General features: G+C 45.5%; 14 protein-coding genes. 8 read left to right on the top strand and 6 right to left on the bottom strand.

The window, feature by feature from the left end:
* Positions 1-9: 9 nt before the first annotated feature.
* Positions 10-528, top strand: coding sequence for an S-ribosylhomocysteine lyase (luxS, locus tag KHO06_RS13845; protein ID WP_212581763.1), 519 nt, complete (start codon positions 10-12; stop codon positions 526-528).
* Between the two features lie 88 nt (positions 529-616).
* Here luxS and KHO06_RS13840 read toward each other — a convergent pair whose 3' ends face one another.
* Complete coding sequence (locus KHO06_RS13840) at positions 617-1891, bottom strand: CNNM domain-containing protein (RefSeq protein ID WP_005426658.1); 1275 nt, start codon at positions 1889-1891, stop codon at positions 617-619.
* A gap of 155 nt (positions 1892-2046) precedes the next feature.
* Complete coding sequence (locus KHO06_RS13835) at positions 2047-2841, bottom strand: inner membrane protein YpjD (RefSeq protein WP_005426660.1); 795 nt, start codon at positions 2839-2841, stop codon at positions 2047-2049.
* Between the two features lie 213 nt (positions 2842-3054).
* Here KHO06_RS13835 and ffh point away from each other — a divergent pair, with 213 nt between their 5' ends.
* The 5 genes from ffh (at position 3055) to rplS (ending at position 6638) form a co-directional block, all read left to right on the top strand.
* On the top strand, positions 3055-4437 hold the full coding sequence (gene ffh, locus KHO06_RS13830) for a signal recognition particle protein (RefSeq protein ID WP_005462555.1): 1383 nt from the start codon (positions 3055-3057) through the stop codon (positions 4435-4437).
* A 210-nt stretch (positions 4438-4647) separates the two neighbouring features.
* Positions 4648-4896: a 30S ribosomal protein S16 gene (gene rpsP, locus KHO06_RS13825; RefSeq protein WP_004410028.1), complete on the top strand. Its 249-nt coding sequence runs from the start codon at positions 4648-4650 to the stop codon at positions 4894-4896.
* A gap of 27 nt (positions 4897-4923) precedes the next feature.
* On the top strand, positions 4924-5472 hold the full coding sequence (rimM, locus tag KHO06_RS13820; RefSeq protein WP_005534055.1) for a ribosome maturation factor RimM: 549 nt from the start codon (positions 4924-4926) through the stop codon (positions 5470-5472).
* Positions 5473-5499: 27 nt separating this feature from the next.
* On the top strand, positions 5500-6243 hold the full coding sequence (gene trmD / locus KHO06_RS13815) for a tRNA (guanosine(37)-N1)-methyltransferase TrmD (RefSeq protein ID WP_005534054.1): 744 nt from the start codon (positions 5500-5502) through the stop codon (positions 6241-6243).
* Between the two features lie 41 nt (positions 6244-6284).
* Positions 6285-6638, top strand: a complete 354-nt coding sequence (rplS, locus tag KHO06_RS13810) for a 50S ribosomal protein L19 (RefSeq protein ID WP_005379971.1) — start codon at positions 6285-6287, stop codon at positions 6636-6638.
* A 203-nt stretch (positions 6639-6841) separates the two neighbouring features.
* Here the strand turns inward: rplS and KHO06_RS13805 are convergent, their stop codons facing one another.
* Together KHO06_RS13805 and KHO06_RS13800 are read right to left on the bottom strand one after the other, a co-directional pair.
* Entirely contained in the window at positions 6842-7264 is a 423-nt protein-coding gene (locus tag KHO06_RS13805) for a hypothetical protein (RefSeq protein WP_212581762.1), read from the bottom strand.
* Positions 7265-7439: 175 nt separating this feature from the next.
* Positions 7440-8312 (bottom strand): TraB/GumN family protein, encoded by an 873-nt coding sequence (locus tag KHO06_RS13800; RefSeq protein WP_212581761.1) that lies wholly within the window; start codon positions 8310-8312, stop codon positions 7440-7442.
* Positions 8313-8770: 458 nt separating this feature from the next.
* Here KHO06_RS13800 and KHO06_RS13795 point away from each other — a divergent pair, with 458 nt between their 5' ends.
* Together KHO06_RS13795 and KHO06_RS13790 are read left to right on the top strand one after the other, a co-directional pair.
* Positions 8771-11422 (top strand): beta-N-acetylhexosaminidase, encoded by a 2652-nt coding sequence (locus tag KHO06_RS13795; RefSeq protein ID WP_212581760.1) that lies wholly within the window; start codon positions 8771-8773, stop codon positions 11420-11422.
* A 452-nt stretch (positions 11423-11874) separates the two neighbouring features.
* Entirely contained in the window at positions 11875-12567 is a 693-nt protein-coding gene (locus KHO06_RS13790) for an oligogalacturonate-specific porin KdgM family protein (RefSeq protein WP_005425607.1), read from the top strand.
* A gap of 66 nt (positions 12568-12633) precedes the next feature.
* Here the strand turns inward: KHO06_RS13790 and KHO06_RS13785 are convergent, their stop codons facing one another.
* Together KHO06_RS13785 and KHO06_RS13780 are read right to left on the bottom strand one after the other, a co-directional pair.
* A complete protein-coding gene (locus tag KHO06_RS13785) occupies positions 12634-13083 on the bottom strand; it encodes a DUF411 domain-containing protein (RefSeq protein WP_005425611.1) in 450 nt (149 codons plus the stop codon).
* 24 nt (positions 13084-13107) lie between these two features.
* Positions 13108-15804 carry a heavy metal translocating P-type ATPase gene (locus KHO06_RS13780; protein WP_212581759.1) on the bottom strand — a complete coding sequence of 899 codons (2697 nt, stop codon included), beginning with the start codon at positions 15802-15804 and terminating at the stop codon, positions 13108-13110.
* Positions 15805-15822 lie beyond the last annotated feature (18 nt).

The following is a 15822-nucleotide window of genomic DNA, read 5'->3' as shown; positions in this document are numbered from 1 at the left end:
AGAGATGTAATGCCTTTATTAGACAGCTTTACCGTAGACCACACGCGCATGAATGCACCAGCGGTTCGTGTGGCCAAAACGATGCAAACTCCAAAAGGAGACACCATCACGGTATTCGACCTACGTTTCACTGCTCCAAACAAAGACATCCTTTCTGAGAAAGGAATTCATACACTAGAGCACTTGTACGCAGGCTTTATGCGTAATCACCTAAATAGTGACAGCGTTGAGATCATTGATATCTCACCAATGGGTTGCCGTACTGGTTTCTACATGAGCTTGATTGGTACGCCTTCAGAGCAGCAAGTGGCTGACGCTTGGATTGCAGCGATGGAAGACGTACTAAAAGTAGAAAACCAAAACAAGATCCCCGAGCTGAACGAATACCAATGTGGTACAGCAGCGATGCACTCTCTGGATGAAGCTAAGCAAATCGCGAAGAACATTCTAGAAGCGGGTGTGGCGGTGAATAAGAATGATGAATTGGCACTGCCAGAGTCAATGCTGAAAGAGCTACGTATCGACTAACTTAGCTTTTAGTTTCGACAGCTGAAAACAAAAGAGCCTGACAATGTCAGGCTCTTTTTTGTTGATTGGAATATTGGAAGTGGCGTACTTAACTGCTCTTTTTCAGCTTTGGATACACCTTCACCAGCTTGATTCGGTTTTCTTCAATATCGACAATTTCCATTGGATGCCCAGCGACTTGCACGCTTAAGTGGCTTTCTGGAATATCTTCTAAATGCTCCAGAATCAGACCATTCAAAGTACGTGGGCCATCGGTTGGTAGTTTCCACTTCAAACCTTTGTTGATATCACGAATGTTGGCGCTGCCTTCAATCAAGAAGCTGCCATCACCTTGCGGAGTAATTTCTTCCGATAAACTTGGTGCGATAGAAGTGGTAAATTCGCCAACGATCTCTTCCAAGATATCTTCCAACGTCACCAGACCGTTAATGTCGCCATACTCATCGACAATCAAACCGATACGCTGTTTGTTGCGTTGGAACTTCAACATTTGCACGTTCAGAGGTGTGCCCTCTGGGATGTAGTACACCTCATCGGCAGCACGCAGTAGCGTTTCCTTGTTGAATTCGTTCTTTTCTAGCATCAAGCGGTACGCTTCACGAAGGCGCAGCATGCCAACCACTTCATCAATCTGATCACGGTACAGCACAATACGGCCATGAGGAGAGTGAGTCAGCTGACGGACGATAGATTTCCAATCGTCATTGATGTCGATCCCCGTGATCTCATTACGTGGCACCATGATGTCGTTCACGGTGACGTGCTCCAGATCCAAAATCGAAACCAGCATGTCTTGGTGGCGACGAGGAATAAGGCCGCCCGCTTCGTTGACCACGGTACGCAGTTCTTCTGAGCTTAAGTGATCTTCAGTGGTGTGATCCGCTTTCACGCCAATCAAACGAATAAAGCCATTGGTAATGAAGTTCACCAGCATCACCAGTGGTGACAGTATCTTCATCAGAATAGTAAGAAGGATACTACTTGCGTAAGAAACACGCTCTGGGTAAAGCGATGCGATAGTTTTCGGCGTGACTTCGGCAAACACCAAGACAACCATGGTGAGTGCACCTGTTGCGATCGCGACACCTAAATCACCATACAAACGCATACCAAGAATGGTTGCGATGGCAGAGGCTAGGATATTCACGAGGTTGTTGCCGATAAGGATGAGACCAATCAGGCGATCTGGGCGGTCTAGTAGTTTTTCGACTCGCTTTGCCCCTTTATGCCCATTATTGGCTAAGTGCTTTAAGCGGTAGCGGTTCAAAGACATCATCCCTGTTTCTGAACCGGAGAAGTAACCTGATATGACGATAAGACACGCGAGTAGCGCAAATAAGATACCCGTAGATATGTCGTCCAAAACGCTGCTGTTCCTTGTATGTGTTTGGTTAATTTATGACCGAGCTTGGCCATTAAGTCAATGGAATAAGGGGTACTCTATTTTATTTGCCCATCAATATAAAGGATAAGGAGCACAAGGCTCCTTATTAATTGCAATTTTATAGATGGAGAACATCAACTTAAAATGATCTCTTTCACAAAGCGACTACCGAAGTATGCCAAGGTTAACAATGTCGCTCCCGCAACGGCAAACCAGGTAACCTTCTTACCACGCCAGCCTTTCTGGTAGTGCCCCCAAAGCAGAATCGAGTACACAATCCAAGCGATGAAAGAAAGAATGCCTTTGTGTGCTTTACCCTGGGCAAACATGTCTTGCACGAAGACAAAGCCAGTCAATAGGGTGCCTGTCAGTAGCAAGTTACCAATCAAGATAATCTTGAACAGTTGGCGCTCAACCATCATTAAAGGTGGCAAGTTCGGGTTGATTGCTAATGACTTCTTCGCTTTAAGCTTGTGATCGAGCCACGCCAATTGCAGTGCGTAAAGCGCACCAATGGTTAAAGTCGCGTAGGAGAACAACGCAAAAGAAATGTGAATAAGTAGCTTAGGGTCGTTTTCTAAATGCTTAATAAAGGTGCTTGGTAAGAACGTAGCAGCAGTTAAATTGATGGCAGCAAAGCTATAAACCACAGGAAGAAGGAACCATAGGCGGTTCTTTAGCATCGCCACACTCATTACCAGCGAGATAATAAAGCTGATCAAAGAGGCAACATTAAGAATGCTGAGGTTTTGTCCTGAACCGTCGAAAATCAGATCACTCAGAATCCAAGCGTGAAAAACCAACGCACATGCCGCGCTGGCAAATACGGTTTTCGCTTTGATTCCAGACTGCTGAGAGAGTCCGGGAATGATGGTCGCAATTGCCAAAACGTAAAGAATGGCGGCTGCGATGGCAATTAAGCTATCCATGAATCTTAAGAGTTATTGTGCACAATGGTGAAAATTATACCTTGCATTACTCTTTGCGGCTATGGGCGATGCCTCATCAATCACGAGAGATGAGATATTGAAATTAACGAGTTAGCCCTCAAGTTAAGGATAAGAGCAGTGTTCGGGTATGACTGTGACGTTGGCTAAGGTATACTCACACTAATTAATCGCCATTTTAGCGAAGAGACAAAGATGTTTGAGAATTTAACGGATCGATTATCCAAAACGCTGAAGAATATCAGTGGCAAAGGTCGTCTGACCGAAGACAACATTAAAGAAACCCTACGTGAAGTACGCATGGCACTATTGGAAGCGGACGTTGCGCTTCCTGTTGTACGTGAATTTGTAAACCGCGTTAAAGAAAAAGCGGTTGGAGTAGAAGTTTCTAAATCCCTAACGCCGGGCCAAGAATTCATCAAGATCGTTCAAGCTGAGCTTGAAGCGGTAATGGGTGAGTCTAACGAAGCGCTTAACCTAGCAGCACAGCCGCCAGCAGTACTTTTGATGGCAGGTCTACAAGGTGCGGGTAAAACCACATCGGTAGGTAAGCTATCTAAGCTTCTGAAAGAGCGCGATAAGAAGAAAGTCTTGGTTGTGTCTGCCGACGTTTACCGTCCTGCGGCGATCAAACAGCTAGAAACCCTAGCATCAGACATCGGTGTCGACTTCTTCCCATCTTCACCAGATCAAAAGCCACTTGATATTGCTAACGCAGCAATTGACCACGCGAAGAAGAAATTCTACGACGTATTGATTGTCGATACCGCGGGTCGTTTGGCTATCGATGAAGAAATGATGGGTGAGATTAAAGATCTTCACTCAGCGATTAACCCGGTTGAGACGCTGTTCGTTGTTGATGCAATGACAGGTCAAGATGCGGCGAACACAGCAAAAGCATTCGGTGATGCGCTACCGCTAACGGGTGTGATTCTGACTAAAGTGGATGGTGATGCACGTGGTGGTGCGGCGCTATCGGTTCGTCATATCACGGGTAAGCCAATCAAATTCCTAGGTGTGGGTGAAAAGACCGATGCACTAGAACCGTTCCACCCTGATCGTGTTGCATCGCGTATTCTAGGCATGGGTGACGTACTGTCACTGATTGAAGACCTACAACGCAATGTTGACCAAGAAAAAGCAGAGAAACTAGCGAAGAAGTTCAAAGAGAAGAAAGGTTTTGACCTTGAAGACTTCCGTGAACAGCTAGGTCAGATGCAAAACATGGGTGGCATGATGGGTATGCTAGATAAGCTACCTGGTATGTCTCAGCTACCATCAGACGTAAAAGACAAAGTCGATGATAAGATGTTCAAGCAAATGGAAGCGATCATCAGCTCAATGACAATGAAAGAACGTCAACGTCCTGAAATCATCAAAGGTTCGCGTAAAAAGCGTATCGCTGCAGGTTCAGGTGTACAGGTTCAAGACGTTAACCGTCTACTGAAGCAGTTCACCCAAATGCAGAAGATGATGAAGAAAATGCAGAAGGGCGGCATGAAAGGCATGATGCGTAACATGCAAGGTATGATGGGCGGCATGGGTGGCGGCGGTGGCTTCAACCCATTTGGTCGTTAAACGATTGCCTAGACTTTAGTTTCAGGGTGTTAGCTACATCACAAACTTGAATTTCAATTTATGTTGGTGAAAAAGTAACTAAACCCCTTGCATTGCTCCGGGATAAGAGTAAAATTCCGGAGCTTTATTTTGGCACGAGACCCCAGATTGTTCAGCTTTTTGGACAATTATTGGGGTTAATTTTATTTTTGAGAAAGCAAAGAGGACGACATGGTAACCATTCGTTTGGCACGTCACGGCGCTAAAAAGCGTCCATTTTATCAAATCGTAGTAGCGGACAGCCGCAACGCTGCAACTGGCCGTTTCATCGAGAAAGTTGGTTTCTTTAACCCAACTGCACAAGGTCAAGAAGAAGGTCTACGTCTAGACCTAGACCGCGTTAACCACTGGGTTGGCCAAGGCGCGTCTCTATCTGACCGCGTTGCTAAGCTAGTTAAAGACGCTCAAAAAGCGGCTTAATTTTACTTTAGAAGTAGAAACTAGTTTATGTCGATGAAAGGTAAAGAAACAATGAGCAACGAAAAGATTGTTGTAGGCAAGTTTGGTGCTACTTACGGCATTCGTGGTTGGCTTAAAGTTTTTTCCTACACAGACAATGCTGAAAGCATTTTCGATTACAGCCCTTGGTTTATTAACCAAAAGGGTACGTGGGTTGAGTACAAAGTAGAAAGCTGGAAGCGCCATAACAAAGGTATGGTGGCTAAGCTGGAAGGTCTGGATATTCGCGAAGACGCGCATTTACTGACGAACTTTGAAATTGCTATTGACCCTGCGGTACTTCCTGAATTGTCAGAAGATGAGTTCTACTGGCGTGAATTGTTTGGGATGCAAGTAGTAACCACTAAAGGTTACGATCTAGGTGTCGTATCTGACATTCTAGAAACTGGCTCAAACGATGTTCTGGTTGTTAAAGCAAATCTAAAAGATGCTTTCGGGCAGAAGGAACGATTAATTCCGTTCCTTGAAGAGCAAGTGATCATCAAAGTTGATCGCGAAGCTCAACGGATCGAAGTTGACTGGGATCCTGGATTCTAATCTCCAAAATTACAGAGCGAGATAAACATGTGGGTTGGCGTTATTAGCCTTTTTCCTGAAATGTTCCGTTCTGTTACTGATTTTGGGGTAACAGGTCAAGCGGTTAAAAAAGGTCTTTTGTCGATTGAGACTTGGAATCCTCGTGATTTCACTCACGACAAACATCGCACTGTCGATGACCGACCTTACGGTGGTGGTCCTGGTATGTTAATGATGGTTCAGCCTTTGCGCGATGCCATTCATACCGCGAAAGCAGCCTCACCGGGTAAGACGAAAGTCATTTACCTTTCTCCTCAAGGTCGCAAGCTCGACCAGAAAGGAGTCGAAGAACTAGCAACGAATGAGAATTTACTTCTGATTTGTGGTCGTTACGAAGGGGTAGATGAGCGCATCATTCAATCTGAAGTCGACGAAGAATGGTCGATTGGTGATTTTGTGATGACGGGTGGTGAGATACCAGCCATGACGTTGATTGATTCTGTCTCTCGGTTTGTTCCGGGTGTACTAGGGGATTTCGCGTCAGCAGAAGAAGATTCTTTTGCAAATGGCTTGTTAGATTGCCCTCACTATACGCGTCCAGAAGTATTGGATGACAAAGAGGTACCAACGGTACTGATGTCAGGCAATCACAAGGACATTCGTCAATGGCGACTAAAACAGTCGCTGGGCCGAACTTGGCTTAGAAGACCAGAGCTCCTGGAAAACCTAGCTCTGACTGACGAACAGGAACAATTACTTGCTGAGTTCATTAGTGAACATAACGCAAAGTAACCTAATTTATTTAGTATCAGTTTATTCTAGGAATTTAAAAAATGAGTAACATCATCAAAGCTCTTGAAGAAGAGCAAATGAAATCAGACCTACCTAAATTTGCACCAGGTGACACTGTTGTAGTTCAGGTTAAAGTTAAAGAAGGTGACCGTGAGCGTCTACAGGCTTTCGAAGGCGTTGTAATCGCAATCCGTAACCGTGGTCTTCACTCTGCTTTCACTGTACGTAAGATCTCTAACGGTGAAGGTGTTGAGCGTACGTTCCAAACACACTCTCCAATCGTTGATAGCATCGAAGTTAAACGCCGTGGTGCAGTACGTCGTGCCAAGTTGTACTACCTACGTGAGCGTTCTGGTAAGTCTGCTCGTATCAAAGAGAAACTTGCTAAGAAGTAATGCTATAACTAGCGTTCTCATAGTAAACGGAGCCCATCTGGGCTCCGTTTTTTTATGTGTGAAAAAGCTAGGGAACGTACTTCGTCCTTCGAGAATCGAGAACGCTACGCTTCCAGATTTGAGGACGCTTCGCTTTAGGAACCGAGAGGTGTTGTTGGATGGTTAGTGCAAGAAGTTTGGTCTCGAAGGTGTTGACAGAACCGTTACTTCACATCACAACTAATGTCTTTAATCGGCGTTTCGGATGTCGTGAAACACACGTAAGCGGTTTGCGGATTGTTTGGGCCGATACGGATATAGCCTGCTTCTAATTCACCTTCGTCAAAAGTCACCGAGTGGGATTGTCCCGTTTTGCCATCAAAGTAGCCGGCTTCAAAGTTTTGGGTCAACAGATGAGCAACACGGTTACGAGTGTGAGCCGTTGTAAAAGTGATGTTCGCACATCGCATCATTGGCTTTTGGGTAACTAAAAATTGGCCGCTTTCTTTGTCGAATACGCCGCCTCTAGTTTCTGGGGCAATATCGATAGGCTCGAAGCTTTCAATTGTGCAAGAGGGTTTAGCATTCGCTAACGAAGGTAAAAGGAGTGCACTGGCTAGGCATAATAATGTGGCTTTGAACTTCATAAAGGCTTTTATCAGATTTGAGATTGTCTACAGAATGAATCGATAGTATCGGATAGATTGCTGGATTTGTCAGCGAAGCGTAAGTGTAGACTTAACGGTGAGGGGGCGGTGTAAGAGGATGTAAGTGCCCCGGTAGTCAGGGCACAGATGTCGGCAGGGTATGTGGTAGTGATGATTAGATATCGCAGTCGGCTTTGTGTGTATTGCCGAGAGGCTCAACAGTAAAACCACGTTCTTCGAGCAGCTCAATGAGGTTGTCTTTGCCGACTAAATGCAAGCTGCCGACAACAATTGTGTATTGGCCTGACTTCTTCGGTAGCATTCTGCCAGAATCTAATTTTTCAGCCCAATCTCGGTTACGGTCGTACAAGAAAGCTTGATTAAACTCATCACTTGATTGTTCACTCATGGATGCTTCCTCTAATGTGCTGCCGTCACCACTCTTCCAGCTGTCGATTAAGCACTGTACTAGTTTGTCGCCACCGTCATATTCTTCAATAGAAGAGAGCAGAAACTCTTTACCGCCATCTTTTTGTCCTGCGATTAAATCCAACTGAAATTGCACACTTTCCAACGGCAATACAGGCACTTTTTGTTTATCGGCCAGATTAATCAAGTGCATGTCGACGCCTTGGTCGGATGCATAACCTAGCTTGTTCACTAACATCAATTGAATGGTTAAAGCCGCTGACCATGGCGGCGCATTGAGTAGCTGTGCTTCTTGTAGACCTAGGTCACTCGCAATCTCCGCAATATGCTTACGCTGCGTTCTATCTAAAACATCTTTGGCAAGCAGTGAGGTTTTTGGGTACGTCACTCCTTCTGTATTTCGAACGTCAGCTTCGATGATTAAGCCATCGCTGTTTTTGAGGAACTGAGTGACAGCTTTGGGTAACGGGTACATGGTTTTGTCACCCACATGAACGGAACCAATAATCATGTATTCCATATCGCCTTTCTTTGCGAGCCAATGCTGTGGCTCGGCTTGAACTGAATAAGAAGTAAAAAAGACGATCAGAGATGACATCACGGACAAGAGTCGAAACATATTTTGCTCCTCGAATTCAATATGCATCTTATCTATAACACGGTTCGGCAAAATCGTCATTTCTAAAAATATTGACGAGTTTTGACGGTGAAGAAATGAGAGTTAATTCACGAAAGTGTTTCAATTGAGTTTGTTGTTAATGGTTCGCTTAATAACCAATAGTGATCAAAATCCTATAAAACCAGCTTAAACCCACCAATATTCGTGACAGTGATCGCAACAAACTCGTCAAAAAAAGTTGTTCGTTTTTGACGTTTTAACTAACTCATTGAAATTAATGTGTTTATATTTTTCAGTGTCTAGCCGAATTTGAGCTGGATCACTTCTTAGTTCCATTAATTTTACGCTTAGAAATAACTGCTTGTATGTTGAATGCAACTGTTAAGCGCCTCGCATTTAGGTGCTCACCATTTTTGATAAATGTCGTTTTGAACCACTGACTTTTTGGGGAAAGTAAGATGTTGAAACATAGTCTGATTGCTGCTTCTGTTATTGCTACATTGGCAGGCTGCTCTTCACTGCAGAACTCTGAGCAACAAGTTGTAAACTCATTGGCTGACAACCTTGATATTCAATATGAAGTACTAACAAACCACGGTGCTAACGAAGGTCTTGCATGTCAAGACATGGGCGCAGAGTGGGCGTCTTGTAACAAGGTAAACATGACGCTAGTTAACCAAGGTGAAGCGGTTGACTCTAAAGATTGGGCTATTTACTTCCACAGCATTCGTCTGATTCTGGATGTAGACAACGAGCAATTCAAAATTTCTCGCGTAACGGGTGACCTACACAAACTAGAACCGACAGACAAGTTCGATGGTTTTGCTGCGGGTGAAGAGGTTGTGCTTCCTCTTGTTGCTGAATACTGGCAGCTATTTGAAACTGACTTCATGCCAGGCGCTTTCGTTGCTGCACCAAATGCAGAGCCTAAGATGATCGCTTCTCTTAACACAGAAGACGTTGCATCTTTCGTAACTGGCCTTGAGGGTAACAACCTAAAACGTACGCCAGATGACAACAACGTATTTGCAAACGCTGTGTCTCGTTTCGAGAAGAACGAAGACCTAGCAAAACAAGATGTATCAACCACGTTACTACCAACGCCACTGTCTGTTGAAGCAGGTAAAGGCACAGTAGATATCGCGGCGGGTATTGCGCTGCCTAAAGACGCATTCGATGCGACTCAATACGCAGCAATTCAAGATCGTGCAGAAGTGGTAGGTGTGGATGTTCGTGGTGATCTTCCTGTAAGCATCACTGTTGTTCCTGCAGACTTCACCGGTGAATTAGCAAAATCTGGTGCTTACGAGATGAGCATCAAAGGCGACGGTATTGCGATTAAAGCGTTTGACCAAGCGGGTGCTTTCTACGCAGTACAATCTATCTTTGGCCTGGTAGATAGCCAAAATGCTGATTCTCTACCACAACTGTCTATTAAAGACGCGCCTCGTTTTGATTACCGTGGTGTGATGGTGGATGTGGCTCGTAACTTCCACTCTAAAGACGCAATTCTTGCAACGCTAGACCAAATGGCAGCGTACAAGATGAACAAACTACACCTTCACCTAACGGACGATGAAGGCTGGCGTTTAGAAATCCCGGGTCTGCCTGAGCTGACAGAAGTGGGTGCTAACCGTTGTTTCGATACACAAGAGAAAAGCTGTTTACTGCCTCAGCTTGGCTCTGGTCCAACGACAGACAACTTTGGCTCTGGCTACTTCAGCAAAGCAGACTACGTGGAAATCTTGAAATACGCGAAAGCACGTAACATTGAAGTGATTCCAGAAATCGATATGCCAGCGCACGCTCGTGCAGCGGTAGTATCAATGGAAGCGCGTTACGACCGTCTAATGGAAGAAGGTAAAGAAGCAGAAGCGAACGAATACCGCCTGATGGATCCTAAAGATACATCGAATGTAACGACGGTTCAGTTCTACAACAAGCAAAGCTTCATCAACCCATGTATGGAATCTTCAACTCGCTTTGTTGATAAAGTGATTTCAGAAGTCGCAGCAATGCACCAAGAAGCGGGCGCACCGCTAACAACATGGCACTTTGGTGGTGACGAAGCGAAGAACATTAAGCTAGGCGCTGGTTTCCAAGATGTGAACGCTGAAGACAAAGTAAGCTGGAAAGGTACGATTGACCTGTCTAAACAAGACAAGCCATTCGCACAGTCTCCACAATGTCAGACGCTAATTGCAGACGGTACGGTAAGCGACTTTGCTCATCTACCAAGCCACTTCGCAGAAGAAGTGTCGAAGATTGTGGCTGAGAAAGGCATTCCAAACTTCCAAGCTTGGCAAGATGGCCTTAAGTACAGTGAAGGTGAGAAAGCGTTCGCAACAGAAAACACACGTGTTAACTTCTGGGACGTTCTTTACTGGGGTGGCACATCATCAGTGTACGAGTGGTCAAAGAAAGGTTACGACGTGATCGTTTCTAACCCAGACTACGTTTACATGGACATGCCATACGAAGTGGACCCGAAAGAGCGTGGTTACTACTGGGCAACGCGTGCAACAGATACTCGTAAGATGTTTGGCTTTGCACCAGAGAACATGCCTCAGAACGCAGAAACGTCTTTAGACCGCGATGGCAACGGCTTTACTGGTAAAGGTGAAATCGAAGCGAAACCTTTCTACGGTCTATCTGCACAGCTTTGGTCTGAGACAGTACGTAACGACGAGCAATACGAGTACATGGTATTCCCTCGCGTACTGGCAGCCGCTGAGCGTGCATGGCACCGTGCTGATTGGGAAAACGACTACAAAGTGGGTGTTGAATACTCGCAAAACTCTAACCTAGTAGACAAAGCTGCGCTAAACCAAGACTACAACCGCTTTGCGAACGTACTTGGTCAACGTGAACTGGCTAAACTAGAGAAATCGGGCATCGACTACCGCCTACCTGTACCAGGTGCGAAAGTAGAAGATGGCAAGCTAGCAATGAACGTTCAGTTCCCTGGTGTGAAGCTTCAATACTCTCTAGACGGCAAAAACTGGCTAACTTACGCAGACAATGCTCGTCCAAATGTGAAAGGTGAAGTGTTTATCCGCTCTGTATCTGCGACAGACGAGAAAACAAGCCGTGTGACTAGCGTGAAGTAATTCTGCTAATCATTCACTAAAATCATTGTTCCTTACTCAAAGCCCTCAACGTATGTTGGGGGCTTTGTTTATTTTTCTACGGAAAATAAGCGTGATCAATGTCTAATTATTTTTCAAAGATAATTAAGTTGGGTATTTAGAAAGAGAACCATTGTGTGATCTCGATAGTTATTTTGTGCCTAATTGGAGAGGTTAATAAGTTTGATGTCACACTTTATTTTTTTGGTGAATTTTTAGGTTTTATATCAAGATGCTGTATTTAATAAACTTTTTTGGTTTTTGGAAATGTTGATTTGAATTGGATCACTGTTTTAAACGATTTATTTTTCAATGCGAATTAAATTGCGCAGTATTGCTGTCGCCAGGGAGGCACATCCCAATGTTTGCGATGAAGGGCAAGTGATAGCCGGACAACTCATCGCATAACGTGAACAAATAAAGGCAGCAATATTATGAAAAACGTTTTTGCACTAAGTGCACTTTCTCTTGTTTTCGCATCAAGCGCTTTCGCAGGCTCATCTTACGTAACGGGTAACATCCAATTCCACGATGATGGCCGAATCCATGGTTCGGACATGACATCAACGCTAGAAGCTGGCCACACTTTTGATAACCAATTCGGCGGCTTCACGGTTTACACCGAGTTTGACGGCATTCAACTGGGCAAACTAGAAACAGAAAATGGTGGCGCAGGTAACACAACTCCAGCTATCACTGTAGGTGGTGAGCAAGCATTCAACATCACTGATCACCTATGGGTCGCAGCAGGCTACCAGCACCTATTCTCTGCGGGTGAGAGCATCCAATACCGTCCTTTAGTCAAAATCGGCTACAACTTCGATAACGGTATCTCTCTAAGTAACCGTACTCGTGCACACATTGATGCAACAGACGCAGATGCGAAAACAGACTACCGCATGGATAACCGCATTGGTTACGCGATGAATGAAGATGTGACTTTCAGCTACAACAACGTTTACATGATTGAAGCAGAAACGATGGACCACGAGCTACGCGCAACATGGACTCGTCAAGGTGTACAACCTTACTTTGAGTTCCGTAGCCAAGCTCACGGTGCAGAAAATGCAGCAGGTGATAGCCTAGTAAACAATGCGTTCGTGTTCGGCGCGTCTTACGGTTTCTAATTAAAAAGTTTGTCTTAACTGTCCATTAAGAAAAAGCCCAGCGGTTTGTCTCGCTGGGCTTTGTTTTTATTGGTCGTTACCTTTGTGGTAGCGGTATTCGTATACCTGACCTTTGTCGTTGTAGGCGTAAACAGCGTAGCTGTCTTTCTTATCACCGTACTCCATGCCCGGTGAGCCCATTGGCATCCCCGGTACGGTCAGGCCTTTTGCGTTGCGAGGTGGGTTTTCCAAAAACGCTTTAATATCGTCGGCAGGAATATGACCTTCAAATACGTAGCCATCGATCTCTGCGGTGTGGCAAGAGTATAGCTGTTCGTTTTTCAGACCTAAGTCGCTTTTGATCGCATTCATGTCATCATGCAGCTTTTCTTCCACGGTAAAGCCGTTCTCTTCCATGTGTTTTGTCCATTCACCGCAACAGCCACAGTATGGTGACTTGTGGTTGATGACATCAGCAGCTAATACGTTCGCTGATGTGGCAGCAAGCATTGTAAAGGTTAATAGTTTCAACTTCATAAGATCCTCGAGAAGAAGTGTCGCTTACTTAATGGTAAACAGTCGTAGTCGATTTGCATTACTGACGACCGTGATTGAAGACAGTGCCATCGCCGCGCCAGCAACAACAGGACTGAGCAAAAATCCGAACGCGGGGTAAAGTACGCCAGCGGCGATAGGAATACCCAACGAGTTATAAATAAAGGCGCCGAACAAGTTTTGTTTCATGTTCTTAAGTGTAGCGCGAGAGAGTTCAATTGCGTGTACAACCGCCATTGGTGATTTATTGAGAATGGTCATTTGTGAGCTTTCGATCGCCACATCACTGCCGCTTCCCATTGCGACACCAAGATCAGCCAACGCAAGGGCTGGTGCGTCATTAATGCCATCACCGATCATCGCAACCGTGCGGCCTTGAGATTGCAGCAGTTTAATGTGCTGTGCTTTCTCATCGGGCATCACCTGAGCAATGACTTCATCAATGCCGAGTTCTTTGCCGATCGCATTAGCAACGTGTTGGTTGTCGCCTGTGAGCATGACGGTTTTTACGCCCTGCGATTTTAATGCAGACACCGCTTGTTTGGCATCAGATTTAATCGGATCAGCGATGGCAATTAAACCAACCAGTTCATTGTTAAGCGCCACAGCCACAGGTGTCCATGCGTTGTTTGCACAATCTTCAATCGCTTGCTCCATTGGGCTGGTATCAATCTGCTCGTTTTGCATAAATTGCAATGAGCCAATGAATAGTGGTTGTGCTTGGTAAGTCGCAGTAATGCCACGGCCACGGATATTCTCGAATGAGTCCAATTCAACACTGTCGGTATTGTGTTGCTTAGCATAATCGCACACGGCTTTAGCGAGCGGGTGCTCAGATTGACGTTCAGCTGCGTAAGCCAAAGCCAATAAGTGCTCTGGGCTGGTGGCATGAGTAAACACTTGCTGCACACTTGGTTTGCCTTGCGTCAGCGTGCCAGTTTTATCGAATACCACTGTGTCAACTTTGCTCGCCAATTGCAGCGCGTCAGCGTCTTTGATCAAAATGCCGAGCTCCGCGGCTTTACCGACACCAACGGTGACCGACAATGGGGTTGCTAACCCCAGCGCACAAGGGCAGGCGATGATCAGTACGGTGGTCGTTACGACAAGCATGTAGCTGGCTTTAGGTTCTGGACCTACCGCAAACCAAACCAAAGCGGCAAGGATGGCAATGCCCACAACAACAGGGACAAACACCGATGAAATTTGGTCTGCTAATTTGGCTATGGCGGGCTTACTGCTTTGCGCCGTGCGTACCATGCGAATGATTCGAGCCAGCATGGTGTTCGCGCCGATGCCTGTTGCTTCAATGACTAATCCACCATCGGTATTTAATGTACCAGCAGACACTTGCGCATCTTGCGCCTTTAATACTGGTACTGGTTCACCGGTTAGCATCGACTCATCAATGTATGATTCACCCTGAATCACAACGCCATCAACTGGCACTTTCTCTCCCGGTTTGATGCGCAGTTTCATGCCTAACGTGATTTGCTCAACCGTAATTTGTTGATCACCTTGTTTTGTAATCACAGTCGCTTGCTGAGGTTGCAGGTTAATCAGAGCCTGAAGTGAGCGTGTGGTGTTTGCTTTGGCTTTTGCCTCTATATAGTGACCAAGAGAAATTAAGCCGATGATCATTGCGCTCGCTTCAAAGTACACATGGCGGGAAGCAAGAGGGAACCAGTATGGAAAAATCACCACAAGCATCGAATAGAACCATGCCGCACCAGTGCCTAAAGCCACTAAAGTGTCCATAGTTGCTCGTTTGTGAGTAGCCGCTAACCATGCGTTAGTGAAGAAGTGCTTACCCGCGGTTGCAAGCAGTAAAAGACATAGAATGCCTATCGCTCCCCAAGCCAGTTGATCATTGGCATTGCGAATCATCATGTTGCCGCCAAATACACCCCAAAGCATCAGTGGCGCACCGACAATTAAGCCGGCAATGGCATCCAGCTTGAAGCGTTTTTGCTGGGCGAGTTGTTGAGCTGCTTGCTTTTCTTGTTGGGTTGCTGCGTCTTGCAGGATCTCTGCTTGGTAACCGGCTTGTTTTACGGATTGAACGATCGCATGGTGAAGGGCTTCAGTATCTTGAGTGGCGAACACCAATGCACTTTGCTCAGCAAGGTTTACTTGTGCTTTCTCAATGCCTTCTACGTTAGTAAGTGCTTTCTCTACTGAAGAGACGCAACTCGCACACGTCATGCCTTGAATCAGCATTTGCAATTGAATGCTTGCTGGTGGTACATGCGCATCTTTGACGTTGCTCTGCTTTTCTACCTGTTCAATCTCTGGTGAGCTTTCTTCTTCTATTTCAATAGAATCAAGGCTGGCGGTATAGCCGAGAGTCGCCACAAGATCGATCACTTGCTGCTCTGATAGTAGGGTTGTGATATCGAGTAGGGTTGTCGATGCTTGAAAGGCAATAACGTCTTGATTCGCTTCTAATAAAGAAGAGAGTTTCTTCACGCAGCCGCCGCAGCTCAATCCTGCTAGGTGGAACTGATATTGATGCCCGGCGTGATAACCCAATGACTCAATGGATTCAACAATAGAAGAAAGAGGGGATTCGGTTTTCACTTCAACCATGGTTGGGGACAAATTGATGATCTCAACACTGTGATTGGCATGTAAAGCTTTCTCAACTTTTCTCGCACAGCCCATGCAGTTAAGTCCCGACATAGGTACAACGAACTCATACATAATTTGTCCTCAATAATA

Origin of the sequence: Vibrio sp. B1FIG11, assembly GCF_905175335.1 — a bacterium.
GTDB classification, from domain to species: domain Bacteria; phylum Pseudomonadota; class Gammaproteobacteria; order Enterobacterales; family Vibrionaceae; genus Vibrio; species Vibrio campbellii.
Note: the sequence above shows the minus strand (reverse complement) of the source record. Positions and strands in the feature narration are given on the sequence as shown.